This window comes from Vagococcus martis (assembly GCF_002026305.1).
Classification (GTDB): domain Bacteria; phylum Bacillota; class Bacilli; order Lactobacillales; family Vagococcaceae; genus Vagococcus; species Vagococcus martis.
Window position 1 is genome coordinate 1,516,748 of record NZ_MVAB01000001.1, and the last position, 25,574, is coordinate 1,542,321.

Sequence of the window (25,574 nt, forward strand, 5' to 3'; positions counted from 1 at the left end):
AGGGAAATGAACGATTATGTTATCAAAAATAAAAAAAAGCTTTAAAACTAGTGGTAAGTATGGACTTACCGCTTTTATAATTCCCTTTTTAATCATGGTAGGCGTCTACCTTAGCCTAGGAATTTACCCTGGAAGTGCTAGAAGTGTGTTAGCAAGTGATGCCTTTTCACAATTTTCAAATTTTCATGCGAGTTTTAATAATGTCTTACATGGTAAACAAAGCATTTTTTACACATGGGATGCTTCGCTTGGCTTGAACTACTGGTCACTCATTTCTTATTATTTAGGCGGGATATTTACACCGATTGTCTTCTTTTTTAATAATCAAAATATTCCTGATGCTTTATATGTTCTGACGTTAATTAAAATCGGTGCCGCAAGTCTGTCTTTTTGGTATTTTGCAAAAGAAACGTATAAATTACCAAATCTATCTCATGTAACTTTAGCCATATCGTATTCCTTAATGTCATTTGCTATGGCTCAATCAGAATTAATTATGTGGTTAGATGTCTTTATGTACCTACCTCTTGTCTTTCTAGGAATCAATCGCGTGCTTGAAAAAGGAAGGTCCGCACTGTTATTTGTCTCATATTTCTTGCTATTTGTATCGAATTTTTATTTCGGCTTTATGGTTGGATTGTTTTCATTTCTTTATTTCGTTGTTAGAGTGGCAACAAACTCACAATTATATAAAAAACGAATCGTTCCCTACTTTACAACGTCACTACTTGCTGGTATTGCATCCATGATTATGATTCTTCCAGCCGTTTTTGATTTACTATCAAATGGTGAAACGTTATCAGAAATGACAAAATTCAAAACAGAAGCCACCGCTTTTTGGGATATTGTCATAAAAAATATGATAGGTGTTTATGATACAACAAAATACGGTTCTATTCCTTTTATTTATGTTGGTATTTTGCCACTTATTTTCTGTATTTTCTACTTCTGTTCACGGTTAATTTCATTAAAGAATAAAATTGGTTATGCTAGTTTGTTTGCCGTCTTAATAGCAAGTTTTTATATTGAACCTCTGAACTTATTCTGGCACGGCATGCATGCTCCGAACATGTTTTTATTCAGATATAGTTTCTTATTTTCATTTTTAGTTGTGATGCTAGCTGGATTTGGATGGGAAAAATTCACCAAAAAAGATTTAAATATCATGGTAGGGATTGTCTTGATTTTAGCCGTGCTATTTTCAATGGCATTCTTTGCTTCAAGTAAAGATAGCTACGATTTTGTCACATTAAAACAATTTGTCTTGACCATTTTATTCTTGGCTTTATATCTTGTGGGAATCTTTTTCTATCAAATCAATCAGTTACCTCGAAAATCTTTTGTCTTTTTATTGTTACTCATAGTAACTGGGGAAGCCTATATCAATACATCCTTTATGTTAAATGGTATTTTAGAAGACTGGAACTATGCTTCAAGAAACCTTTACTCTGGTCCATATCCTGATTATAAATACTTGGTTGATAAAGCTGAAAAAGATGATAGAGACTCTTTCCAACGTTTAGAATCATTAGCTCCAATCTCAAGCAATGATAGCTTTAATTATGGTTATAGTGGCATTAGCATGTTTTCTTCTATTAGAAATCGACATTCTTCTGCTTTACTAAATACTTTAGGGTTTAGATCCAGAGGGACTAGTTTAAATATACGCTATCAAAATAACACGTTATTAATGGATAGCTTGATGGGAATTAAATATAATATCAGTAATCAGAATCTATTAAAATATGGCTTTTCTCCCGTTGAAAAGCGAGGGAAATATACACTATATGAAAACAAAAATGCTATACCTCTAGGGGTGCTCACCAATGAAGAGCTATACAAAATTAAACTACCTGAAAAAGATAATTTAGGTGCTCAAACGAATTTAGTCAATCAACTAGCTGATTTAAATGAAGTTTACTATACCTTCACATCACCATCAGTCATTAGTACACAAAATGCTCAAATCACTAATCTACCCAATAATCGAATAGCTATAAAAGAGCAAAAGCCGAATGTCGCGAAAGTAGTGAACTACCAAGTTAGTGTTCCTGCTGGAAAACAAGCTTACTATAGTCTATTCCCAACAAACTTTGGAGCATTGAAAAGTTCTACAGCTAAAGTAACAACGCAAAATGTCAGTTATGAGTCACAAATTGGTATCACTGGACAATATTACAACCTAGGGTATTTCAAAGAAGATTCGATCGTTGAATTTTCTGTGACACTTTATGGGACAGATGAAGTTGAATTAATTAATCCACCAATTGTTTTATTGGATATCCCAAAATTTGACGCTGCAATGAACTCTATAAAAGATAAAGGTGTAGAATTTGCTGTAAATGGTAGAAAAGCAACGGCTCATGTTGAAACACCTGAAGAACAAGTCGTCTTTACGACCATTCCTTTTGATAAAGGTTGGACCGTAAAAGTTGATAATAAAAAAGTCGCAACAAAAGATTTTCAAGATGGTTTCTTAACATTCAAAGTTCCAGCAGGTGTTCATGATATTGAATTAAGCTTCTTACCTCCTGGATTTGTTGTTGGTGTCATATGTTTCTTTAGTGCTACAGGACTGTTCATTGTTTACTACATATTTACAAACACAAAAAAAGTGAAAAAAAAGAAGAGCTATTTAATTAATACACCTTAAAAATACCTTTTTTCCAATTAAGTGGAAAAAAGGTATTTTTGCTTATTTTATTTTGTTTCTAAATTGCAATATTAAGTTAGCCACCTAGGTAAAAACATCTAATTTTTTGTGTTATTCTATTAAAATCCATCCTTACCAACATGTTTTGATTTTAAGCTTTTGAATTTCTTCTAAAAATAATGTAGCTGGTTGTCTATAATTTAAGATTTTACGTGGTAAAAGATTAATTTTTTCAGTAGCCAGTTGAATGAATTGTTTTGAGTAGTTGCAGATTGGAGTTCCTTTCGGAATAAATTGTCTTAATAAACCATTATGTCTTTCATTTGTACCTCGTTCCCAAGAAGAATAAGGATGAGCAAAATAGACATCCGTTATTTGTTGGAGAGTATCATGAAGCGAGCTAAATTCACTACCATTATCAGCAGTAATTGATTGAAACATCTTGCTAAAATTAACTTGTCCGAACTCAGATTTTAATCGATTAACAGTATAACAAACAGACTCTTCTGTATGATCATCTAAAACAACAGTGATCATGTAACGCGTTTTTCTTTCAACAAGAGTAAGTATAGCATTATCATCTTTAGATTTTGAACCAATAACGCTATCTATTTCCCAATGACCAAAGTTTTTTCTATCATCAACTGTACTTGGTCGTTCATCAATCGATTTTCCTAGTTCTTTTTTATGCTTACGACTTCTTTTCTTTTTAGGTGAGAGTCTGATCTTCATCTTGAGATGATGGTTTCTAATAGGTAAAAAGCCACTATCAATATAATTATAAAGTGTCTTAGTAGAGACAGTAGGTGTATTCCAAGTCCTCATGGACTTGGTAAAACCAACAATTGCATCTGGTGACCAATTAAAATCAATAATCTGTTTACAGGCATAATTAATAAAGTCAACAGCACTGGCTAGCTTAGAATTAGCACCACAACGCTTTCTATTTTCTATATATTTAGCTTGTCCTGTCTCAGCAAAATAGAGTTGTCTAGGCTTTTTATTTTCTTTGATTTGCGTTGTTGTACCACGTTTTAGCTCATTGTTTATTGTTTGATGGTGTCGACCTAATCGTTTACCGATTGCTCTATTAGAATCACCTCTATTATGCCAAACTTCAATAAGTTGTCTTTCTTCAAAGGAAAGATGTTTATAAGTCAATTTTTGTGTGGTATTCTGAATTTGCGCCATGATAAAAATTCCTTTCGTTGTTGGGTAGATACTTCAATGATACATGAATTTTTACCATGGTGTTTTTTTATTATTTTAGGGTGGCTAACTTGATTCTACAATTAACCATTTTATTTTGTTTGTTCTTTCGATGTAATTTGATTAATCTCTTCTATCATTTTTTTTTCGTAGTCATCATCATGTCTTTTACCTGTCATAAATACAAACAATAAATTCTGAATGTCTTTTTCCTTTGATTTTTTAGTATCTACTAACCATTTTTTATTATCATCTCGCTTAAAATAAATACTGATATCAACTGGTTTATCAATACTTGATGCTTTTTCCAATGCATCATAATAAGCTATTGTCACGATGTGTTTTGCACCAACAGTTCCTATCTCTATGTTATCTGCATTTTCGTTTAAATTTGACATCGTCATACCTACTAAATGAGCATAATCAAATCCTTTAATATGATATGTCACTTTTATAGTATTTTTCGTGGTTTCATCAATTGTATAAGAATAACTCGCCTTGTCCCTGACTTTATCAATGAGTGATATTGAGATATCTTCTCTTTCGCTTTTAGATAATGTTCCAGAAATCGGCTCAAAAACTGTTGCAAAATTATTTTGTAAATCTTCTTCTACTTCTTGAGCTCGTTCATTATATAACTGGCTATCTGAAAACATCTCTTTATATTCATCTACTTGAGTATCATAAAACAAGCGATTTGCAAATAACGATACCACTTTATCTGTATTTTCTACTTTAGATGAACATCCAGAAAGGCAGAAAATAGCAATTATACAAAATACTAAAACAAGTTTTTTTTTATGTTTAAACATGCCATCTACACTCCATTATGTGACTTTATTACTATTATTTTACCATACCTTTTTTAAAAAAAGAATGTTTTATCTTATTACGTATGTTTTCTTAAAGGAGGGAATTCTATTGTTATTACTTTACTTACCTTTATACTGGTTTTATGTGATGTTATTTCATCACTATTTTGACCAATTTTACAAGAAAAAAAACATGATACGTCCTAAACCAACTATACGATTTGATAATTGGTTTTGGTGCACATGCTTTTTGGTATTATTAGGATATTCCCCTCTATCTATCACTAATATGTTACTGATTTTGATGGGTATTTCATTATCAATCATTGACATTCACTACTACGTCGTTGATCCTGTTCTATCTAAATTATTTTATTTAGCAGTTCTTACATCACAACTACCTAATATACACATTATTTTACCCGTTATAGTTTTGCTGATATTACTGCTAATCAACTACTTTTTACCTGGTCAATTAGGCTTTGGTGATGTGAAACTTTTAGTCATGTGGGCAACATGTTTGTCTAGCTTACAACTCATTTGGCTCATTTTCATCGCATCATCACTTGGTATTCTATTTATTTTGTTCATGAATTCACTCTCATCAGAACGTATAGAAAAAATTGCGTTTGTTCCTTTTCTGACGACAGCTTTAACTGTCGTTATCTACCTATTTTAATCAGTTTTACGCCATTTGTTAGCTCTAGTTTCTGCCAAGTCTATTAATTGAAATAAAATAAACGCTACTAAACTCAATACCAAAATACCACTATACATATCTAAGTAATCCAGTCGGCCCCAAGCATCCATAATAAAAAATCCTAACCCATAACTAGTGCCATACACTTCTGTAAAAAATAAAATAGCTATAGCTGTTCCTAGTGCAATTCTTATAGCATTTAAAATAGCAGAATAAGCAGCCGGTAAGGTAATTTTGTAAAACTGCTGAAATTGACTAGCTCCTAACACATACAAATGATGATAGTAACTTTTTGGAATAGTCTTTACACCATCTCTAACAGATAAGACCACTTGAAATACAATGATTAAAACAAGTAAGGTAATTTTTGACACATTACCTAAACCAAATAACAGCATAATAATAGGTAATAAGGCAATTTTAGGAATTGGATAAGTTAAATACACGATGGGATCTAATAACTGATTTATTTTTGGAAATCTCCCCATCAACACTCCAATCACAAACCCAATTACTACTGCAATAAACATGCCCCAAAATAAGCGAACCAAACTATTATAAGTGTGTAACCATAGGATGGAGGGATTCATTGCAAATAAATGACGATACACTGCAAATGGTGATGGCAACATGTTTTGATTGAGCGACACACTAGCCAACCACCACAAACAATTTAAAAAAATAAATGCTATCAGAGCATGAATAAGTTTTGACATATTTTTTCTCATTCTGTTTCCATCGCTCCTCTCACTTGTTTAATAGTGTCATAAAACAATGGAGACAGCCTTTTTTCTTCTAATGAAAGTGAAAAGCTAGGATTATCAATTACTGCTTTGATTGTTCCGGGTTTACCAGATAATAAAACGAGTTGACTTGCCATAAACACCGCCTCTTCAACATCATGGGTTATTAAAATAGTCGGTGATAATTCTTTTGACCACTGTGTTAAGAATAACTCTTGCATACGCTCACGTGTTAATGCATCTAGGGCTGAGAATGGTTCATCTAATAAAAAGATATCTGGCGTCACCAACATCGCTCGGGCAATAGCAACGCGTTGTTGTTGGCCACCGCTTAATTGATTTGGGTAACGTTCCAAAAGTCCCTCCAACCCAAGCTCCTCTACTAAATGATTTAATCGTGAGTTTAAATCAGATGGTTTTAATTTACGAACAGTTCCACCTAATAAAATATTCTCTTTTACTGTCTCCCAAGGTAATAAACCATAATTTTGTGGTATCCAAGCAATTTTTTGTTTTTTTGGATTTATGACGTCACCATTTAGAGTAATCATTCCTTCATACTCCTTATGAAGTGTGGTAATCGAGTTTAATAGTGTTGACTTTCCCGTTCCACTAGGCCCTATCAATGCCACAATGTCTCCTTTAGAAACAGTAAAAGAGATGTCATCCAAAATCAGGCCGACATCATCATACGACGCGCTGACTTTATCAATGTTTAACATCTCTTTCACCTCTATACTTATTTAACGAGTAAATCACTCATCACATCTTTTTGATTATACTCTTTTGTAAAGATTCCTTCTTCTTTAGACCAATTAAAAGCATTATCGACTTGTTTACCATCAATTTGTTCAGCATGAACATATTTAGGTAGCGTCACATCTTTTTTTATCTCATCTGTAAACCCAATTTTTTCTTTCAATACATCATAATATGTATCTATATCATGCTCATTAACATAATCAACGGCTTTATTATAAGCTCGGTAAAATGCTTCAATGGCTTCTTTATTATTAGTCAATGAATCATTTGTAAAGCCAAATACTGTTGATTGGATATTTAAATCTTGACTGTTAGTTAATTCTCTTAATCCTTGGGAGATTCCAATTGTTCTAAATGGCTCTGGAACTACCGTTGCATCAATTTTATGATTAAGAGTTAATTCCACTCGAATTGGAATTTGTGGCACTTCTTCAAAGTCAACTTCCCTCACATCTAACTCTTTGGATTTTAATGCTTCATCTAAGAAGTAATACGGTGCTTGATTTTTGGCATATCCTGCTTTTTTTCCTTTTAAATCAGTTAAAGACGTTACTTTATCATTTCCTGTTAAAATTGAAAACGTTCCAATTGATTGACTAACAATTTTCACATCCATATCGCCTTGTCTATACGCACTTAGCGCAATAAGGTTAGTATTAGCTCCATCTAAGTTTCCACTAGTTAACGCAGCATCACGGTCTTTAGGTGATTTAAAACTATTTAATTTTAAATTGAGTCCTTCTTCTTTAAAATAGCCTTCTTTTTCTGCAATATAAACCGGTAAACTATCTACAGCTGGCATGGCACCAAAGCTTAATGATAAAGTATCTTTTTGAGATGTATCTATGGTCTTTTTCTCTTGTGTTCCTTCTTTTGTCCCACAACTAGTTAACAAACCTAATGTTACAACTGATACTAACCCAAACCATCTTAATTTCTTTTTCACTAATAAAACTCCTTTGTGCTAGATTATCTACTTATATAAAGTAACATAACTTTATGCAATATACCATATACCGTCATTACTTCTAACCTTTGACTTCATTCCAATATATTTGTGCTTTTTCTTCCCAATATTTTTTATCTTCTTCTGTGATGTCACGTATTACACGACACGGGTTCCCAGCAGCAATTGTATTAGCTGGAATGTCTTTGGTGACAACTGAACCAGAACCAATGACACAATTATCCCCAATCGTTACACCTGGATTGACTATCACACCACCACCAAGCCAAACTTGATTACCTATTTTAATCGGTGAACCAATTTCTAGACCAGATGTTCGAATGTCAGCGTCAATCGGATGAGAAGCCGTTAGCAAACTCACTCTGGGCCCAAACATAGTATAGTCTCCAATTGTAATAGGACAGACATCTAACATAATACAGTCGAAATTGGCATAAAATTTTTCTCCGACTGATATATTTGATCCATAATCACACTTAAAATTCGGCTCAATATATATTTTGTCTCCTGTTTTGCCTAACCATTTTTTCAATAGTTGTGTTCGTTTTTTACCGTCTAGCTCACTTGTTTGATTATACTCTCTCATCAAACGTCGGCTCTCCATAAATAAATGTCTTAATTCAGAATCACCACTACCTGGGTAATAAATTTCTCCATTAATCATGCGTTCCCTTTGCGTCTTCATACAATACCTCTTCGTTTTTATTTACTATATCTATTTAAACAAATATGACACATTATTTCAATTGAGTAACGACAATGCTGTTCTCTTCTCCTTCCAAACATATTATCTTAATAACCCCAATATAATGATGGGAAACAACAATAGTAAAAATAACGGAACCACCGTTTGTACAGGGTCAGATAAAATAGAAGATGCTAAGTTCATTCCAAATTGGCTCTTATATGTTATAGGGTTATCAGGAATCATCGTTCCATCTGACTGACTATTCTTTGTCACTCTTACCTGGTCTAACTCCTGGTTTGTCGCCTCTTTCACTAATACCTCTTTAGTTAACTTTCCCTGAACTAATCGCCGGTATTTCGTTCCAATATCACCCTCACAACGTAATAAAGTTAACTGTTCTGAAGGTGTTTTTTTGATGACATCAACGTCGGTTTCTTTAATAACTTTATTATCTGTTACCTCAAAGGTATAAATGGTTTTAAAATCTGTGGCATACATCTTATCACCTTTTTTCAATTGATCTATCGCCGTTAATAAAGCCGAAGCACCCACTAAATTATGTGACATTAAGACATAATTATCTTTCCCTAATTCTTGATCTTGCCGATAACTCGCGGCCCCATTTAATAAATTAGTATTAGAAAGACCTGACAAAATAGGAATATCAATCGAAACAGATGGAATGACTAGACGCCCAATCCCCCATTCGTTCACATTTTTTTGAAAACTTCCTAAAGCTTCTGAATAATCTGCTACATTCACGCTTCGAATTTGTCGTTCATCATAATTTCCTTTTAGTATCTTATCTGCATTGTATGTATACAATTCTTGTTGTTCTCCCACATTTATCTCACCAAACTCTGCATTTTGTTGCATTTGGGTAAACCCGTATATCGCATAACAAAGGACACCAACCATCGCAATCAATAAGCCGACAAATAATAGTTTAATCACCTTAACCAGTCTGTTTAATTTTTTACGATAACGTCTGACTAGTTTTTTATTTTCAGTAGCTATTTGTTTACGATAATGTCTATATAATAACCATAAAATAATAAACAATACTAGACAAAAAGACAATGAGGCTAACACAATCACTTGATAACTGAGTAAATTTCGACGAACTACTTTCTTTTTAACGGCTTCATTATATGGAATCCGGTGGCCATTCACTAATAAGCGGTACGTATTAATCCCAGGCGGTGTACAGGTTAATAATGTCACCATGTCTTTGCCTTTCTCTATCGCTACTCTGTCTACCTCAGAAGGCAGAACTTCTTCAAATGATTCAATTTCATAAGCGAGTTTTTCGCCTAAAATATTAATAAAAAAAATGTCCCCTTCTTTTAAATTTCGCACTTCTGAAAAAAGAACTTGATTTTTCATACCACTGTGTCCTGTAATAACTGAGCGAGTATTCTTTCCACCAATAGGGATAGAAGAAGGCTCAAAATGTCCTAACCCTTTATCTAATGTTTTATAACTTGTTCCGTGATAAAAGGGCAAGGCACTAATTTTTAATGCAGGAATATCAATGGTTCCCATAACATTTTGGTTGGCAAGAAATCCGTTATAATCAATGGGTATTTGACTCCCATTTCCTTGTTGTCTATCATATATTGCCTGATTATAGCGTTCCGCTAATTCGATATTTTTATCGCGTTCTTTTTTAGTCATGTGTTTCATTTCTTTGTTGTATTGGTCAATTGCTTCGCTACGATCACGATTGGCCAAATAATTACCCACAATAGGATACAACAAGGCACATATGCCAATCAAAATCATTAGAATAGCAAAAATTCTTAGAAAACTTGTTTTCATTTTTTTGGGAGTTGGTTTCGACACAGACTGTTGTGACGACTTATTTAATTTCTTATGCGTTGCCTTTTTTGAATGACTCATTTTACATACCTACCTAATGACATGATGCCACCTACTCTTCTTTTATATTAAATAAGACACTATTTCATCAAAAATGAAATAGTATCTTATTAGAATGTTTTTAACTTATGACAGCTTTTTAAACTGCCTTACCCCTAGAAATCCCATACCACCTATTAAACCAATCATCCAATAAAACTGACTGGTTTTTCCAATATTACCACTTGTTTGAGGCAATTTATTGGGTAATTCAGGTTCATCGGGTGTATTCGATGCAAGACTTGACTTCGGGTACACATAAACCTCACTCAATAAGCCATGTTTACTTTCCAATGGAAGCGAGATAAGAACGGGCTCCATCACATGCGACAATAGCTTATTAGGTAATTCACTCACTTGATACACCCCTTTTGGTAACCCTGTGACCTGGGCCTCCCCATCCTGGTTTGTTGTCACCGTTTGGGTAAAAGCTTCTTTACCTGTGACGATTTCATACGAGTCTAACTTGGTGGGATCTAAATCAGACGTCTTCAACGCCATTCGCGTAATAGTATATGAAATCGAGGAGACACCGTTTAACACATTCCCATCCGCATCTTTTACCTCGTCAACCTTGATACCATTGGAGATGAAGTCATTCGGTAACTTAGTGGTGTCACGTAATCCTAGCTTTATAATGTGAATGTCATAGGAAGATGCTTCGACTTTCAACATTTCTATACTGAATGAGAACAGTACTAATAGACAGCATATTGTCAATTGATATTTTCTAACATAGTCTTTTAACAACCCGTAAATAACCTCCTCTCATAATTTGTAATACTTTGTTTTCGAACTAAAAGTGATGCATGCTATCAATACAACATAATTATTTTATTTGAAATAAATCACCATCAAATAAAAAAACTAATATACTGATTACTAAAGTGATCATAGACAAAATAATAATTATTAATATACTATTATTACCACCTGTAAAAGGTAATGTGGTTTGTGGTTGATTAACCATTTGAAGTTTCACAATTTCTTTTTGATTTTTTTCAATTTTAAACTTTATAGGAGTCCAATCCAATTCATAATTTTCTGGTGCTTTTATTTCCACCAACTGATACTCACCAGGGATTAAATTATCTACAAACAACCTTCCATCATCATCTGTCACTAAATTTTCTTTAAGTAACGTACCATCCTGCTTTAACAATTTAAAAACTGCTCCTGCTAATGTTTTATTTTTATCTGGAGCAGTTTTTATTAGTTCCACTCCACCAGTAACTATTTTATTTGTGATAGTGATATCTCCTACTTCATTAGTACTTATAATCGATTCATATCCATCTGGAATAGACACTTCTCTTACTTCATAATTTATTCTTTTAGATTCCTTATCACTTTCATCTAAACCTAAAAAAGTGTATTCCCAAAGATTAGCCTCATTAAGTTCTACAACAGTACCAGTTGCAACACCGTTAGCAAACAATTGTACTTTAATCTCATTAGGACGCGTATTTCCAGAATTGTTATCGTCATCCCATACTTTGTTTACTTTTAGAGATATTTTATTTAGACCACTACTACTAGGTGGTCTCACCATACTAGCTATTGATTCATCTTTTAATACACCTGTTCCTTCACTACTCGCTTGCATAGATACTTTATTTTCAATAACACTTTCTTCTTCAAAGCTTGTTATATCTGTTTCAAAGTAAATATAGTAAGACTTCGATGTATCTGATATTCCATCAATCACATTAGGCCCAGTTTTTTCAATGCTTACTTTTCCATCTTTAAAATATGTTTGTAAATAGTAACTAAACATATAATTGTACTCATCATGAGATAAATTTCTATCACCATTCAATATAGGGTTTTTCACATCGTAAGCTGCAATAGTCTCTTTTATAATATGTTGATTTCCTATAGGTGTTTCCTCAAATTTAAAAGGAAATTCTGAACTCCCGCCTAAAACATAGTTGTTATAATTCCAATATACCACCCACGCTGCATTGCCATCTTTTGTAAAACCTAAGGGTACTTTTTTCACCAATTCTTTCATTGAAACAATATCTATATATTTTTTTACAGTAACAGAATCATGAACCAAACTAGATTGTTCTTTAAAAAGCAATGAAATATCTAATTTAACCTCTTCCATATCATTGCTTATATTTTCATTATAACGTAGGGGTATATTTAAATTTAGATTTCCAGCTTTAGTGTCAGTCATAGCTTCAATAGTAAAATTACCATTCTCACCCGGAGTAACTTTATAATTCCCAATAATAAAGGAAGACTTTGAGTAATCAAATTTGCTACCATTATCTCCTAGATTTAAATTTAACACCTCTCCAGAATTCATAGGGGGTATCGTTATATCTAAAGATAATGTGAAGTAATCTAATGTTGCTGTTATATAATCCTGTTCTGCAGGATAGTTTATTATATGTGAATTAATTTTTAATTCATTGATACTAGCCTTTTCTTTACTTGCTTCTTCTTTAATTACTTCTTCTTTAATTACTTCTTCTTTACTTGCTTCTTCTTTACTTGCTTCTTCTTTACTTGCTTCTTCTTTACTTGCTTCTTCTTTACTTGCTTCTTCTTTACTTGCTTCTTCTTTACTTGCTTCTTCTTTACTTGCTTCTTCTTTAATTGCTTCTTCTTTACTTGCTTCTTCTTTACTTGCTTCTTCTTTACTTGCTTCTTCTTTACTTGCTTCTTCTTTACTTGCTTCTTCTTTACTTGCTTCTTCTTTACTTGCTTCTTCTTTACTTGCTTCTTCTTTACTTGCTTCTTCTTTACTTGCTTCTTCTTTACTTGCTTCTTCTTTACTTGCTTCTTCTTTACTTGCTTCTTCTTTACTTGCTTCTTCTTTACTTGTTTCTTCCTTCTTCACTTCTTCTTCAGTGGGAAATACTAAGTCTTCTTTTGATACAAATTGATCATTTTGCTTAAACGAGACTAATTGACCACTGTGTTTATCTCCCATCAATTCGTCAAAAGAAAGAGTCGTCGCTTTCGTACTCTGCCGATAAATTCCTAATGTCACAGCTTTATCAGGGACAAGTCTTAAATAAATCACCCGTTTGTCACCTTCTGATGATTCAAATAATTGACTCGTAATCACAGTATCTGATTTTCCTGTTTTGTTTCGTTTGGCAGATACTGTCAACTCATCCTTTATCGAGAAATCTTTCTCCGATAAAAAAGGCAGACCGTATTCCGTCTCTTTTTTCGCCTGATGGCTGACATACATGAGATGTGTTGGATAGGGTAGTTTGACCCATGTCTCTTGAGTCGATTTAAATGTCACTTCGACTTTATCATCATCTACTTCGACAGGCTTTTCCCAATTTTTCCCATCAATTTTGATGGATAATGACTCAGACTCCTGAGCCGCTAAGACAACTTCCCTACCCCCAAACAAAAAGATGGTCACCAAACTGGTCACCATCACTATGACAAAAGAAAGAGTGGCAACCAGCTGTTGTTTAGTTAACTGTCTAACCAATGTGCCAGTCCTCCTTTATTTTTATGCGTGTTTACGTTTTTTATCCATCGTCAACATCACTGCTCCTGAGGCAATCGCACCAATCGCTATCACCACAATAATCGTTGTGCCTGTTCCCCCAGTAAATGGTAGTTTTGTTTCTTTCTTATTGACAATATCTACGTATGATTTACTCGCTGTATCTAACGTTACCACAATTTCTTGTGGTGCTTTAATTAATTCATACCCACTTGGTGCTTTTGTTTCCACTACCCAATAAGATTTCTTAATATCTGATGTCGCAACATCTGCTTCACCTGCATCTTGTTGGCCGTTGCCGTTGGCATCGTTAAACCAAATTAATTTCAACCCGTTAAAGGTGACTTTTCCATCAGCGGCACTCGTACTCTTCATTAATGATGTGCCAGCTGCTTCGGCAGCTGCTTCTGCTTCAGCTAACGTTCCGCCGACTAGCGTATCACCGTCTTTTTTACCATAACGTTTGCCATCAAGTCCTAAAAAGATATTTTTTTCGGCATCCGCTTTCGTATCCGCAATGTGGAATTCAGCACCCGCTAAATTTTCTGTTCCAGTGGCACTTTCTCCTTTTTTCGTTAAATCAAATCCACCAGTGTAATATTTTGGTTTGTCTTCATTTCCAGGTGTAACGGGTTTATTACCCGGTGTTAAAAATTTAATCCGGAACGCATTCTCTACTGTTCCGTTAAAGTCTACCCCTGTTTTCGTTTTATAAACGACTCTTATTTGATCATATGACTGAGCCTTTTTCATACCAGCTTGAGTTAACGACACATCCACTGGTTTAACGTCAGCTGTTGAATCTGTGATGGGTTTCGTTGGTTTCGCTTCATTGTTTACTTTTACTTCATAATCCGTATTAAACGTTAGGTCAGTCCATTCTGCGTCACCTGTTTTCTTCACTTGTGTGGTCACATCAAGTAATTCTAAGTTTTTATCAATGTTATCTAGAATATGGAAATAATTGGCATAAATTTCATCGCCTTTTTTAACCTCTTTTTCAGCATCAGGGATAATCTCTCCCTTATCATCATAAATCGGGGTAATTTTCATATCTTGTGAAGCCACTGTATATAATCCTGCTGGAACCGTCGCAGTTGCTTCCCATGTAAATTCTTGACCGGCTTTAATCGAATAACCAGAACCGCCATTGACTGTTTTAACAGGATTCATTAACGTTTCTAAAATATTTTTTGGTTGAACAACCACATCATAAATTAATTTCCCTGTATCATCTCGTTTAGTTTGTGGAATATAAACAAAGAATGGATCGGCTGGTTTTGCGACAGATGGCTTCACTCCTCGATCATCTGGTAACTCTGTGACTAAATAAATCCCATCGGCAGATATTCCTGTTCCTAATGCTTGCGTCGCTTTTCCATCAGCCCCTGTGGTAATGGTTTTTTCCTCAAATGAACCATCAATGGTGTAATCTGTCCCTTCTTTTACTGTTAAAGGATCTTCTAGTGGTTTGCCTCCCTCTTTTGCCGTAACACGTTGGATTTTAAACTTAATTCCTTCTAAAGGCGTTTTATCAATTCCATCAACCGCTTCCCCAGTCCCTGGATTGCCTAATTCAGAGGCATCTTTCACCGCATATTTATAAATAGAGAGTGAACGAGGGGATGTTTCATCTGCGACCGCTCCTCCAACCACTGATGCAGGTGCTGCTTCAGACACAATCGGGTTCATCACACCAATCATACCCGAACAAATTAATGTAGCCGATAATAATCCAGTCACAATACTACTCTGTATCCCTTTTTTCATATTATTCATTTCTCCTCCAATAATGATATCTTTTGTTCGATTATACTACTTTTTTTGATAGAATAGCAAGATTTAAATTTAAATCGTATAAAAATACCGGAGGAAAAAATAAACATACTATACCTTACCATATAAAAAGTGTACTCATTACTTCGGGATTAAACTTAACGGAAAAAGATTTCATCAAATGAATATCAATTAGAACTTACAAAAAAGTTAAACCTAGTCAACTACGAAAAAATGTTTTTTTCTATCATATAAATACAAAAGTTTACTCAATAATAGAACAAACAGTTTGTTATGAAAAAGTATCTTCTAACCTTAATGTTGTTCCAGAACTAAAAAAGAAAGACACAAGTCTACTCCACCACTGTCATCTAGGTAGAAACTTGAATCTTTCAAAAGATATATTCTAACAATACTTTTTAAGAAGATGAAGCTATATTCTGTATTATACAGACAAATTTTCGTTAATATGAGCACTCATGTTAATACATTTTTACTTTTAATAGTAAGATTTAACCTCAAAACGTTTAAAAATTAGAATAAATCTAATCTTTATTATTTGTTATACGTTAATAAAAATCGTTCCAAACGATTACACCCTTCTTCAAGTTCTTCCATTGAACACGCAAAAGATAAACGAATATGCCCTTCACCATAAATTGAAAATGTTCTTCCTGGTACTACAGCTAAATGTTCTGCTTCTAAAAGTTCAGAGGCAAATTCAAATGAATCTTTGTTGTATTCAGCTATAATCGGGAAAATATAAAAAGCACCTTTTGGCAATTCAACGGGTAGACCCATGTCTCTCAAACGTTTATAGGTAAAATCTCGTCTTTCTTTATATGCCTCATTCATTTTTGCTAAAATACCTGGCCCTGTTTCATCTGTAAAAGCAGCTATTGCTCCATATTGAGAAGGAGTTGCCACACAAACTGAATTATACAAATGCACTTTTGTAACTTGTTCTGTTGCAAAAGGTGGTGCTAATATGTAGCCGATTCTCCCACCTGTAATCGCGTGAGATTTAGACAAACCATTAATGACAAATAATTGTTCTCTAACTTCCGGAAACTCCATAAATGAATGGAACTCACCATCATAAACATTATCAGAATATATTTCATCCGTCAGAATAAATATATCCGTGTCTTTCAACACATCAACCAGTTCGTTCATTTGTTCCAACGATGGAATCATACCTGTTGGGTTTGTTGGGTAATTAAAAATGATCGCTTTGGTTTTTGGGGTGATAGCTTGTTTTAAAACTTCTTTTGTTAAGACAAAATTGGTCTTCGTCGTATCAATTAAGACTGTATTAGCTCCTTGAAGTGTCGCAATTGGTTCATACGCTAAATAAGTTGGACAAGGAATAATAACCTCGTCTCCTTCTTCAAGAATTGTTCGTAATACACTATCAATCGCTTCAGACCCACCGTTCGTCACGATGATTTCTGTCTCAGCATCATATGTCACATCGAAACGTTTTTTATTGTAAGCTGAAATAGCTTCACGTAATTCGATTAACCCTCTATTGTGTGTGTATCTCAATTTATTTTGGTTGATTGCCTCAATCATAGATTCTCTAATGTACTCAGGTGTTGCAAAGCCAGATTGACCAAGTGTTAAGTCCACCCCGTCTTCATATTCTTTGACTTGATTTGAAAATTTTCTTGTTCCTGGTACTTGTAGATTGATGGCTCTTTTGTTAAATTGTGTCTCTTCCATTGCTCTTCTCTTCTTTCATTTTACCTTACATCTTGTGCTGTAAGGTGTTCTAGTGTCTGACGTCTCACCACTAAACGAACTTTTTCTGGCGTGACAAAGACTACAGCAGGTTTTAACATTTGATTATAATTCGAACTCATACTGTAATGATAGGCACCTGTTGATAATACCACAAGTAAGTCTCCACGGTGTATACTTGACGGTAATTTTATATCTCGTCTAATAATATCACCTGATTCGCAAAGTTTACCGGCAATTGTCATTAATTTATCGTGTTCTTCTTCTCGATCTACTAATAATAAATCATACGTAGCTCCATAAAGCGCCGTTCTGATATGATCACTCATTCCCCCATCAATTGATACATAATAATTTGTTTCAGGAATATCTTTAACCGTTCCTACTTCGTATAGTGTCATACCTGCTTCTCCAACAATCGAACGCCCTGGCTCTAATGAAATGGCAGGAAGTGGGTAACTTGCTTCTTGACATGCTGTTTTCAATGTATCTGTAATGGTTTTAATTCCTTCTTCAATCGGATAACTCACATCATCATCCGTATACTTGATGCTAAATCCTCCACCAATATTTAATACTTGAGCTTGAATCTGATTATCTGACAACCAATTGATGACTTGTTTAATAGTTGCGACTGTCCCAGTAGACTCAAAAATCTGAGAACCAATATGAAAATGAACTCCCATAAACTCTATATTTTCAGCTTGTTCAATTTTTCTGACACCGTCAAGAGCCAGCCCTTTTTGAATACTTAAACCAAATTTACTGTCTTCTTGACCTGTTTGGATAAACTCATGTGTATGTGCTTCAACACCTGGGTTGATTCTAAGTAATGCTTTGACTTTTTTTGTTGTCAACTCGTTTAATCGCTCAATTTCTGATAAACTATCTATCACAAAATACTCGACTCCCGACTCGATTGCGTAACGAATTTCTCGATTGGTTTTATTATTTCCATGAAAATGAATCGTGTCTGGTGACACACTTGATTGCAAAGCCGTGTATAACTCTCCCTCACTCACCACATCAAGTCCCATGTTCTCTTCTGCCATTAAATTAAATAATTGAATAGCTGAAAAAGCTTTTGATGCATAGGAAATGGTATACGTTAGCCCTGAAGACTTTAAAGCTTGATGAAATCTTCGGCACTGATTACGAATCATCTCTTCGTCATAAACAAAAAGAGGTGTACCATACTCTTGTGCAATATCTGTTAATTTATGACCATGTAAAGTTAATTCACCATTTATATAATCTAGTGTCATTCAATAATCTTCCTTTCTAACGTACAATGATTTAGTGCACTGAGCTGTTCTGAGTTAGCTCCTACCCCTTTAAACGTGTATTCATCAACTCGCATGTCTTGACTATATAACACAACGGTATCTTGTGGTTTCACCGTTTTATCCACTTCAACCAATAAGTGACTCATCATGAGCGCTTTTATTTGGTAATGTGTACCATTAATAATACAGTCATGTTTACTACGCGTGCGTAATAATCCGTCGCCATATCCAATATCAACAACTGCTATCGTCATATCTTTATCAGCAGTATAAGAAAAACTATAACCAATTGATTCACCTTGTTTTAACTCACGACATTGAATCACATTAGCACTTAATGTTAGTGACTGTTTCACGAAGTCTTCAGGTAAACTTGAATACGGCCGACACCCATACAACACGATGCCTAATCTTGCGTGAGTGTGGTTTTCAAATAACTCATCCCGCATGAAACTCGCACTATTTTGTGCATGAATAAATTGAAAATCATATTGTTTTAATATATCGTTTAATCCTGTTAACCACGCTTCTTTTTCTATCTCATATTCACTCACATCAAATTCATCAGCGTAGCCAAAATGCGTCCAAATACCGGTAATATCTAGTTGTTTTTCTTTAGGTAAGTAACTATTTTCTTTTATCACCTGTTTCATCTCATCAAATGTTTTAAACCCTGAACGATGAAGTAGGTTTTCATATTCTAGATGAACTTTAATCCCAGATAACTCATTCTTATATTGATGATAAAAAGATAAAGACGGTAATGTCATCTGAATGTCCCACTCTTTTAACGTGTCAAATTCAACAGAGGGATTCATTAAAAAAATCACTACTTCCGGTGCTAATTGTCTAATTTTAATGGCTTCTCGTAAAGATGTCGTGCTAAACGTCTCTACTCCAGACTCCACAAACGTTTTAATCGCAAAGTCTAGTCCAAAATTATACGCATTATTTTTTACAACAGCCATCACTGGTGAATTTCCGCCGACTTGTTTGATATTTTCTTTAAAAATTGATGTATTTACCGTCCAAATTGCTGTCATACTGTTTCCTCGAATCGTTTTAATAATGATGTATATAATTCGACACCTTTTGCTAGTACTCGCTCATCAAAATTAAGCGTCGATGTATGTAACCCGGTGACATAACCTTTGTCTTCATTACGACAACCTAAAAAAGCAAATGATGATGGGGCTAGTTGTTGATAAAATGAAAAATCTTCTCCAAATAGATAAGGTTCATCTTTTTCAACCCACGTTAAACTTGTGTCCTCACTCGCGTCTTTCATCAAGTCATAAGCTGTCACATCATTAATCGTTGAAGGATACCCTTCAGCAAACACTAGCTCAACCGAGCAATTTGTCAACAGCTCACTTGCTTGTTTAATTTTTGTCATTTGTTCTTTTACAATGTCTAAATCCTCTTGGCTATAAGTTCTTATCGTCCCTTCTAGATACGCATTTGATGGGACAGTATTAATCGCTTCTCCAGATTTAAATGAGCCAATATGCACAATATTTTGGTGTAACCCAGCGAGATGATACTGTTGCAGTTGAGATAACTGATTTAAAATAGTTAATAATGCCTCTCCAGCTGAATGGCCTTGCTCTTTATTAGCAACATGAGCTGATAGTCCTTTAACAAAAAAACGATACTCTGTTGCACTAGCTGTAATAGGTCCTGGCTTAGATACAATGACTCCTTCTTTTTCATCTGGCATCATATGTAACCCAAAAACAAACGATGGTGTCATATCAAACTGATACTGGTTTAGTAAGATATTTGCACCACCATAAGTTTCTTCTGCCGGTTGAAAAATAAAATAAACCGTTGATTTAAGTGGAGAAACTTCAGATAATTGTTTTACCTGTTTAACAAACGCTAATAACATGGTGATATGACCGTCGTGACCACACGCATGCATGACATTATCTACTTGTGAGCGGTAATCCACATCATTTTCTTCATGAATAGGTAACGCGTCTATATCTGCTCGAAACGCAATACTTTTATCTCCGCTTCCTTTGATATAAGCTACAACGCCTGTTTCAAGTGGCGTGTCATATGCTACAACCATTTTATCCAACTCTTTTTTAATAAAAGCAGTTGTTTCAAATTCCTGCAAACTTAATTCAGGGTGTTGGTGCAACCAACGACGTGTCTGTATTAAATACTCTTCTGTCACACGATCATCTCCTGTTATCTATAGTCTTTCTTGGGTTAATCTTCATTTAGCTTTCTTAATGCTTGAACGATTTCAATTTTTGATTCATTTACGTCGCTCACTTGTTTAATCACTTTTGCTGGGATTCCTGCTACAACACTGCCAGCTGGAACGTCTTCTGTCACGATTGAACCTGCAGCCACAACCGCTCCTTTACCAACTCGAACACCTTCTAAGATAACGGCGTTCGCCCCGATTAACACATCATCTTCTACCACAACTGGTTGAGCACTAGGTGGTTCGATAACACCTGCTAACACCGCTCCTGCACCAACGTGAACATTTTTTCCTGTTGTTGCTCTCCCACCAAGTGTGGCATTCATATCAATCATCGTTCCTTCGCCGACGACCGCCCCAATGTTAATAGTCGCTCCCATCATGACAACTGCACCATCTTTAATCACTGCATGCTCGCGGATAAATGAACCTGGTTCAATACGAGCATTTAATTTTGTTTGGTCAATCAGAGGAATAGCTGAATTACGTCTGTCATACTCAATCTCTACCTCTTTAAAAAGTGATTGATTCGCTTCATAAAAATCTTCCCACTCACTATAATCTGCAAAAATTGTTTTCGAGCATTTGCAGCCAAATACTTTAAAACTTTCAGGAAATTCGACTCCTTTAAATTCTCCATTCGCGTAAACTTTTACTGGTGTTTGTTTTTTACTCTCACTAATATATCGAATAATTTCTTGTGCTGATTGTAATTCCAAAAATACCCCTTCTTTCTATAAGTTATCAAATGTATAAAATCCTGGTTGTTTGTGGACTAATTTTTCAGCCACATCTAAACTACCATTGGCAAAAATATCTTTACTCTGTGCTCGGTGAATAATTTGAATCGTTTCCTCTTCACCGGCAAATAGCACTTCATGTTCTCCAACAATCGAGCCACCACGAATCACACTAATGCCAATTTCATCAGCATCTCTTGGTGTATGGCGTTCATGTCTATCATAAACAGGATAAGAATCTTGTTTGATTTCTTTTATGGCATCATATAATTTAACGAGAGTGCCACTTGGTGCATCGACTTTTTTACGGTGATGCTTTTCTGTTAATTCGATATCAAAATTTTCAAGTAGCGGTACACTGTATTTTATAATTTCCGTCAAGACATGGACTCCGTAACTCATATTGGCACTAAAGAAAACTGGTGTTGTGTTTGATACAGCTTCTAATGACGCAATGATGTCTTCTTTTTGTCCAGTTGTTGCCACAACTAACGGGATTCCAACATTTTTTTTAATCATCGGTAAACTTAAGTTTGGATGGGAAAAATCAATCATGACATCTGCTTTAGGTAACTCATCTGTAACTTGAAACACTGGATAAGGATACTCTCCTTCAACAGGCGTCACAATCCCCACTACACGATGTCCTCGTTCACTAGCTAAGTGAGCTACTCGTTGATTCATTGCACCATAGCCAACTAATATAATATCCATAGATTACTCTCCTTTAAATGCATGATATGCTTGTTCGATCGGCACACGTGCATCGGCTTCTAGTTCGACCAATGGCAAACGAACTTCATCTTCAGCATACCCTAAATGATTAACCAAAGCCTTAATTGGCATTGGATTGATATCAACACTCAAACTGTTAATAAGTGGTAATATTTGTTCAAATAATTCTTTTGCCTCAACTGGATTTTCCTGGAATGTCGTATAAATTTCTTGAAATTCTTTTGGTGTAGCGTTAGCTAAAACAGAAATCACACCGTCTCCTCCACCTTCAAAAAACGGGATAATCGCGTCATCATTACCACTATAAATAGCAAAATCACTAGGCAATAATTCTTTACATTGACGTAAATATTCCATATCTCCAGTTGCATCTTTCAATGCCACAATATGTGGATTTTTTGCTAATTCAACTAACGTTTCAGGTTCAATTGTCATATTAGTTCGAGAAGGTACATTATACAAGATAACTGGTAACCCTACCGTATCTGCTATCAATGTGAAATGTTTGATTAAACCACGTTGACTTGTTTTATTGTAATAAGGTGTAATTAACATAATCGCATCAGCACCGGCTTCTTTTGCTTTTAAAGAATGTGATAGTGAAGCTTTTGTGTCATTGGTTCCTGTATTTGCGATAACTGGTACTCGTCCATTTGATACTTTAAGAGATGAACGAATTAAGTTAAGTCGTTCTTCTTCTGTTAATGTCGATCCTTCACCAGTTGTCCCATTAACAAACAACGCTTGAAGTCCTTCCTCGATTAAAAAATTTACATGTTTTTCAAATGTCGCATAATCTACCTCGTCATGACTAAATGGAGTGGTAATTGCAACAGCTGCACCTTTAAATAATGGGGCCATCATTCATTCTCCTCTCTTTTATAACCCAAACGCTTCGCATAATTTTTCAACTGCTAACACACCATTTGTCCGATCCACGACATAAGAAATACTAATTTCAGAGGTGGTTACTTGATAAAATTCAATATCATTTTCTAACAATGTCATAAATACTTTACTTGCAACACCAGACATATCTCGCATACCTGAACCAATCACAGATACTTTGACATAGTCTGATTTCACCACGTAATTTAGTTCGGTAAATTCTTTGTGTAACGTATCAAATATATGTTTTAATTCGACCGTATCTGTATCTTTCATCGTAAATGACAATTGCAACCCGTCTTCATTGACAATTTGAGAAATCATATCAATATTAATTTCTTCTTTTTCTAATAAATTAAACAATTGTTTCAATAAAGTGGCATCATTTTCTGGATAGCTAAATGTGACATAATGCATGTCTTTATCAAGCGCAACACCTGTGACTGCTTTTTTTTCTAAGATATCTTTTTGTGGCATAACCCAAGTCCCTCTTTCATCTGATAATGTTTGCCCTAAATAAATGGGTACATGATAATTTTTAGCAATTTCAACACTTCTTGTTTCCAGTACGCCAGCGCCTAACGCACTCATTTCCATCATTTCCTCAAAACTCACAACATCTATTCGTTTTGCTGGATACAATCGTGGGTCCGTACCATACACTCCCGCGACATCGGTATAAATTTCGCAAGATGTTTCTAAAGATGATGCAATGGCAACAGCTGTTGTGTCACTTCCTCCACGACCAAGCGTTGTTAACTCGCCATCTGCATTCATCCCTTGAAAACCCGCTACAACAACCACCTTATTTGAACAGAACGCTTTCTCAAAAGCTTCATTATCAACTTCTAGTATCTTACTCTTCATGTAATGCCCTTTTGTTTTTATCCCTGCTTGAAATCCTGTCATCGCTTTGGCCTTGACATCAAGCTCTTTTAGCGCAATAGCTAAGTAAGAAATTGTTTGTTGTTCTCCAGTAGTTAAAAGTAGGGCTAAATCATGTTGGTCTGGTTCCTTGGATAACAAATCAACATTTTTTAACAACTCATCTGTCGTTTTCCCCATCGCAGAAACAACGACAACTAATTCCTCACCCTTATTGGCACGATTTGCTAGGTATTTTGCAATGTTTTTAATTTTTGAAAAATCTCCGACCGATGTTCCACCAAATTTAATGACACTTCTTTTTGTCATTTTATTTTCCTCCTAATCGGCATCGAAAAATAAAAAAGACAAGTTCACAGGCATGAACTTGTCTTAACTATCTACAAGCGATGCACCCCATTATTTTTAAAATAATGACAGACTTATAGCTATTAACTACAAATCCAACACCTATACCAACTGCAATAGCATAGATATTTCGGCATATCACCCTTTCAGTAAAGTTATTTGCAGATTCCAAACTTTACCTACTAATGATCAATGCGCCTCATCTCTAACTTTTATTTAATTATTGTTTATGATTATAGCAAATCAATTCTCATATGACAAGTGTCATAATAAAAATTGTCTGAGAAAAAAATGAGAAGATAATTTAAATGTTATATCATCAACAAAATAATTTTTTATAGTATAATAAATAAAAAAAGGATGTGTCACTAATTATTCGAAAATTTTTTAAACTAAAAGTTCATATATGGGTTATTGTTTGCTTTGTAGCACTACTACTTGGAACGTGGGTTATTGGATTAATGTCAGGTAATAGTTCAATTTGGCATACAAAATCGAAAACATCTGAAACTCAAGTTGTCAATGCCATGACTAAACACAGTCAAGTGGCGATACTAGGACTGAGCGTGACAGATATTTACGATAAAAGTCAGGTGAAAACATTTTTAGGAATGGAAGTTCCTTTTAGTGAAAAAACAACATATGTCAAAGGAACTTTTGAAGCAAAATTAGGATTTGATGGCAATGTCGTCACGATACAAAAAGCACCTGGTTCACAAAACACATACAACATCACCATTCCCGAATTTATCGTGGTGGGGATTAGTAACCCAAGTTTTGAAGTAGTCAATAGTAAAGGTGACATTCTCAGTTTCGTTACTGAAGACATCGACACTCACGAGTTAGCAAACAACGCGATGAGTGATGATACATTAGTTAAATATATTGATATGAATAAAGAATGGTTAAAAGATCAAGCAACAGATTATTATCAAAGGCTATTAACCAGTATCGATCCAGAAGCCACACTATCTGTGACATTTTCAGAATAGTCATAAAAAGAGAGTCAGA

General features: G+C 34.6%; 21 protein-coding genes and 1 riboswitch. Of the genes, 3 read left to right on the forward strand and 18 right to left on the reverse strand.

The window, feature by feature from the left end; all coding sequences use genetic code 11:
- Nucleotides 1-16: 16 nt before the first annotated feature.
- Nucleotides 17-2,653 (forward strand): YfhO family protein, encoded by a 2,637-nt coding sequence (locus BW731_RS07370; protein ID WP_079346971.1) that lies wholly within the window; start codon nt 17-19, stop codon nt 2,651-2,653.
- 132 nt (nt 2,654-2,785) lie between these two features.
- Here BW731_RS07370 and BW731_RS07375 read toward each other — a convergent pair whose 3' ends face one another.
- Together BW731_RS07375 and BW731_RS07380 are read right to left on the reverse strand one after the other, a co-directional pair.
- Nucleotides 2,786-3,844: an IS30 family transposase gene (locus BW731_RS07375; RefSeq protein WP_079345281.1), complete on the reverse strand. Its 1,059-nt coding sequence runs from the start codon at nt 3,842-3,844 to the stop codon at nt 2,786-2,788.
- A gap of 110 nt (nt 3,845-3,954) precedes the next feature.
- Nucleotides 3,955-4,674, reverse strand: a complete 720-nt coding sequence (locus BW731_RS07380) for a hypothetical protein (protein ID WP_079346973.1) — start codon at nt 4,672-4,674, stop codon at nt 3,955-3,957.
- A gap of 109 nt (nt 4,675-4,783) precedes the next feature.
- Between BW731_RS07380 and BW731_RS07385 the strand changes: the two genes are divergently transcribed.
- Nucleotides 4,784-5,353, forward strand: a complete 570-nt coding sequence (locus tag BW731_RS07385; protein WP_079346975.1) for a prepilin peptidase — start codon at nt 4,784-4,786, stop codon at nt 5,351-5,353.
- Here BW731_RS07385 and BW731_RS07390 read toward each other — a convergent pair.
- From BW731_RS07390 to BW731_RS07465, 16 genes are all read right to left on the reverse strand, one after another.
- Nucleotides 5,350-6,090 (reverse strand): ABC transporter permease, encoded by a 741-nt coding sequence (locus BW731_RS07390; protein WP_079348587.1) that lies wholly within the window; start codon nt 6,088-6,090, stop codon nt 5,350-5,352. The two genes, BW731_RS07385 and BW731_RS07390, sit on opposite strands and share 4 nt — an antisense overlap.
- Nucleotides 6,091-6,098: 8 nt before the next feature.
- Complete coding sequence (locus BW731_RS07395) at nt 6,099-6,839, reverse strand: ABC transporter ATP-binding protein (RefSeq protein WP_079346977.1); 741 nt, start codon at nt 6,837-6,839, stop codon at nt 6,099-6,101.
- Between the two features lie 17 nt (nt 6,840-6,856).
- Nucleotides 6,857-7,825, reverse strand: a complete 969-nt coding sequence (locus tag BW731_RS07400) for an ABC transporter substrate-binding protein (RefSeq protein WP_079346979.1) — start codon at nt 7,823-7,825, stop codon at nt 6,857-6,859.
- Between the two features lie 82 nt (nt 7,826-7,907).
- On the reverse strand, nt 7,908-8,531 hold the full coding sequence (locus BW731_RS07405) for a sugar O-acetyltransferase (protein WP_079346981.1): 624 nt from the start codon (nt 8,529-8,531) through the stop codon (nt 7,908-7,910).
- A 102-nt stretch (nt 8,532-8,633) separates the two neighbouring features.
- Nucleotides 8,634-10,436 (reverse strand): sortase family protein, encoded by a 1,803-nt coding sequence (locus BW731_RS07410; RefSeq protein ID WP_079346983.1) that lies wholly within the window; start codon nt 10,434-10,436, stop codon nt 8,634-8,636.
- Between the two features lie 105 nt (nt 10,437-10,541).
- Nucleotides 10,542-11,174, reverse strand: a complete 633-nt coding sequence (locus tag BW731_RS07415) for a pilin N-terminal domain-containing protein (RefSeq protein WP_143592753.1) — start codon at nt 11,172-11,174, stop codon at nt 10,542-10,544.
- A 109-nt stretch (nt 11,175-11,283) separates the two neighbouring features.
- Nucleotides 11,284-13,923, reverse strand: coding sequence for a Cna B-type domain-containing protein (locus BW731_RS07420; RefSeq protein ID WP_079346987.1), 2,640 nt, complete (start codon nt 13,921-13,923; stop codon nt 11,284-11,286).
- A 21-nt stretch (nt 13,924-13,944) separates the two neighbouring features.
- Nucleotides 13,945-15,711, reverse strand: a complete 1,767-nt coding sequence (locus tag BW731_RS07425; RefSeq protein ID WP_079346989.1) for a SpaH/EbpB family LPXTG-anchored major pilin — start codon at nt 15,709-15,711, stop codon at nt 13,945-13,947.
- A gap of 561 nt (nt 15,712-16,272) precedes the next feature.
- The gene (locus BW731_RS07430; RefSeq protein WP_079346991.1) at nt 16,273-17,442 is read right to left on the reverse strand and encodes an aminotransferase class I/II-fold pyridoxal phosphate-dependent enzyme; all 1,170 of its coding nucleotides are present in this window, start codon (nt 17,440-17,442) and stop codon (nt 16,273-16,275) included.
- Nucleotides 17,443-17,462: 20 nt separating this feature from the next.
- Complete coding sequence (lysA, locus tag BW731_RS07435) at nt 17,463-18,725, reverse strand: diaminopimelate decarboxylase (protein ID WP_079346993.1); 1,263 nt, start codon at nt 18,723-18,725, stop codon at nt 17,463-17,465.
- Nucleotides 18,722-19,789, reverse strand: coding sequence for an alanine racemase (gene alr, locus BW731_RS07440; RefSeq protein ID WP_079346995.1), 1,068 nt, complete (start codon nt 19,787-19,789; stop codon nt 18,722-18,724). Before alr ends, lysA begins: the two co-directional genes overlap by 4 nt.
- The gene (locus tag BW731_RS07445) at nt 19,786-20,931 is read right to left on the reverse strand and encodes a M20 metallopeptidase family protein (protein ID WP_079346997.1); all 1,146 of its coding nucleotides are present in this window, start codon (nt 20,929-20,931) and stop codon (nt 19,786-19,788) included. The genes alr and BW731_RS07445 overlap by 4 nt, the downstream gene beginning before the upstream one ends.
- Before the next feature lie 35 nt (nt 20,932-20,966).
- Nucleotides 20,967-21,686 (reverse strand): 2,3,4,5-tetrahydropyridine-2,6-dicarboxylate N-acetyltransferase, encoded by a 720-nt coding sequence (gene dapD, locus BW731_RS07450; protein WP_079346999.1) that lies wholly within the window; start codon nt 21,684-21,686, stop codon nt 20,967-20,969.
- A gap of 15 nt (nt 21,687-21,701) precedes the next feature.
- Entirely contained in the window at nt 21,702-22,421 is a 720-nt protein-coding gene (gene dapB, locus BW731_RS07455) for a 4-hydroxy-tetrahydrodipicolinate reductase (protein WP_079347001.1), read from the reverse strand.
- Nucleotides 22,422-22,424: 3 nt separating this feature from the next.
- The gene (dapA, locus tag BW731_RS07460; protein ID WP_079347003.1) at nt 22,425-23,303 is read right to left on the reverse strand and encodes a 4-hydroxy-tetrahydrodipicolinate synthase; all 879 of its coding nucleotides are present in this window, start codon (nt 23,301-23,303) and stop codon (nt 22,425-22,427) included.
- A gap of 18 nt (nt 23,304-23,321) precedes the next feature.
- On the reverse strand, nt 23,322-24,524 hold the full coding sequence (locus BW731_RS07465) for an aspartate kinase (protein ID WP_079347005.1): 1,203 nt from the start codon (nt 24,522-24,524) through the stop codon (nt 23,322-23,324).
- A gap of 72 nt (nt 24,525-24,596) precedes the next feature.
- A riboswitch (Lysine riboswitch) is annotated at nt 24,597-24,774 on the reverse strand.
- Between the two features lie 151 nt (nt 24,775-24,925).
- On the opposite strand from BW731_RS07465, the gene BW731_RS07470 reads away from it, so the two are divergent.
- Nucleotides 24,926-25,555 carry a hypothetical protein gene (locus tag BW731_RS07470; protein ID WP_143592754.1) on the forward strand — a complete coding sequence of 210 codons (630 nt, stop codon included), beginning with the start codon at nt 24,926-24,928 and terminating at the stop codon, nt 25,553-25,555.
- The last annotated feature ends 19 nt before the right edge of the window (nt 25,556-25,574 follow it).

Excerpts from the sequence above, each read along its gene's own strand:
- BW731_RS07370 (WP_079346971.1), top strand. The coding sequence starts at position 17 with ATGTTATCAAAAATAAAAAAAAGCTTTAAAACTAGTGGTAAGTATGGA.
- BW731_RS07410 (WP_079346983.1), bottom strand. The coding sequence starts at position 10,436 with ATGAGTCATTCAAAAAAGGCAACGCATAAGAAATTAAATAAGTCGTCA.
- BW731_RS07425 (WP_079346989.1), bottom strand. The coding sequence starts at position 15,711 with ATGAAAAAAGGGATACAGAGTAGTATTGTGACTGGATTATTATCGGCT.
- BW731_RS07380 (WP_079346973.1), bottom strand. The coding sequence starts at position 4,674 with ATGTTTAAACATAAAAAAAAACTTGTTTTAGTATTTTGTATAATTGCT.
- BW731_RS07375 (WP_079345281.1), bottom strand. The coding sequence starts at position 3,844 with ATGGCGCAAATTCAGAATACCACACAAAAATTGACTTATAAACATCTT.
- BW731_RS07465 (WP_079347005.1), bottom strand. The coding sequence starts at position 24,524 with ATGACAAAAAGAAGTGTCATTAAATTTGGTGGAACATCGGTCGGAGAT.
- BW731_RS07395 (WP_079346977.1), bottom strand. The coding sequence starts at position 6,839 with ATGTTAAACATTGATAAAGTCAGCGCGTCGTATGATGATGTCGGCCTG.
- BW731_RS07430 (WP_079346991.1), bottom strand. The coding sequence starts at position 17,442 with ATGGAAGAGACACAATTTAACAAAAGAGCCATCAATCTACAAGTACCA.
- BW731_RS07405 (WP_079346981.1), bottom strand. The coding sequence starts at position 8,531 with ATGAAGACGCAAAGGGAACGCATGATTAATGGAGAAATTTATTACCCA.
- lysA (WP_079346993.1), bottom strand. The coding sequence starts at position 18,725 with ATGACACTAGATTATATAAATGGTGAATTAACTTTACATGGTCATAAA.
- dapB (WP_079347001.1), bottom strand. The coding sequence starts at position 22,421 with ATGGATATTATATTAGTTGGCTATGGTGCAATGAATCAACGAGTAGCT.
- dapA (WP_079347003.1), bottom strand. The coding sequence starts at position 23,303 with ATGGCCCCATTATTTAAAGGTGCAGCTGTTGCAATTACCACTCCATTT.
- alr (WP_079346995.1), bottom strand. The coding sequence starts at position 19,789 with ATGACAGCAATTTGGACGGTAAATACATCAATTTTTAAAGAAAATATC.
- BW731_RS07390 (WP_079348587.1), bottom strand. The coding sequence starts at position 6,090 with ATGTCAAAACTTATTCATGCTCTGATAGCATTTATTTTTTTAAATTGT.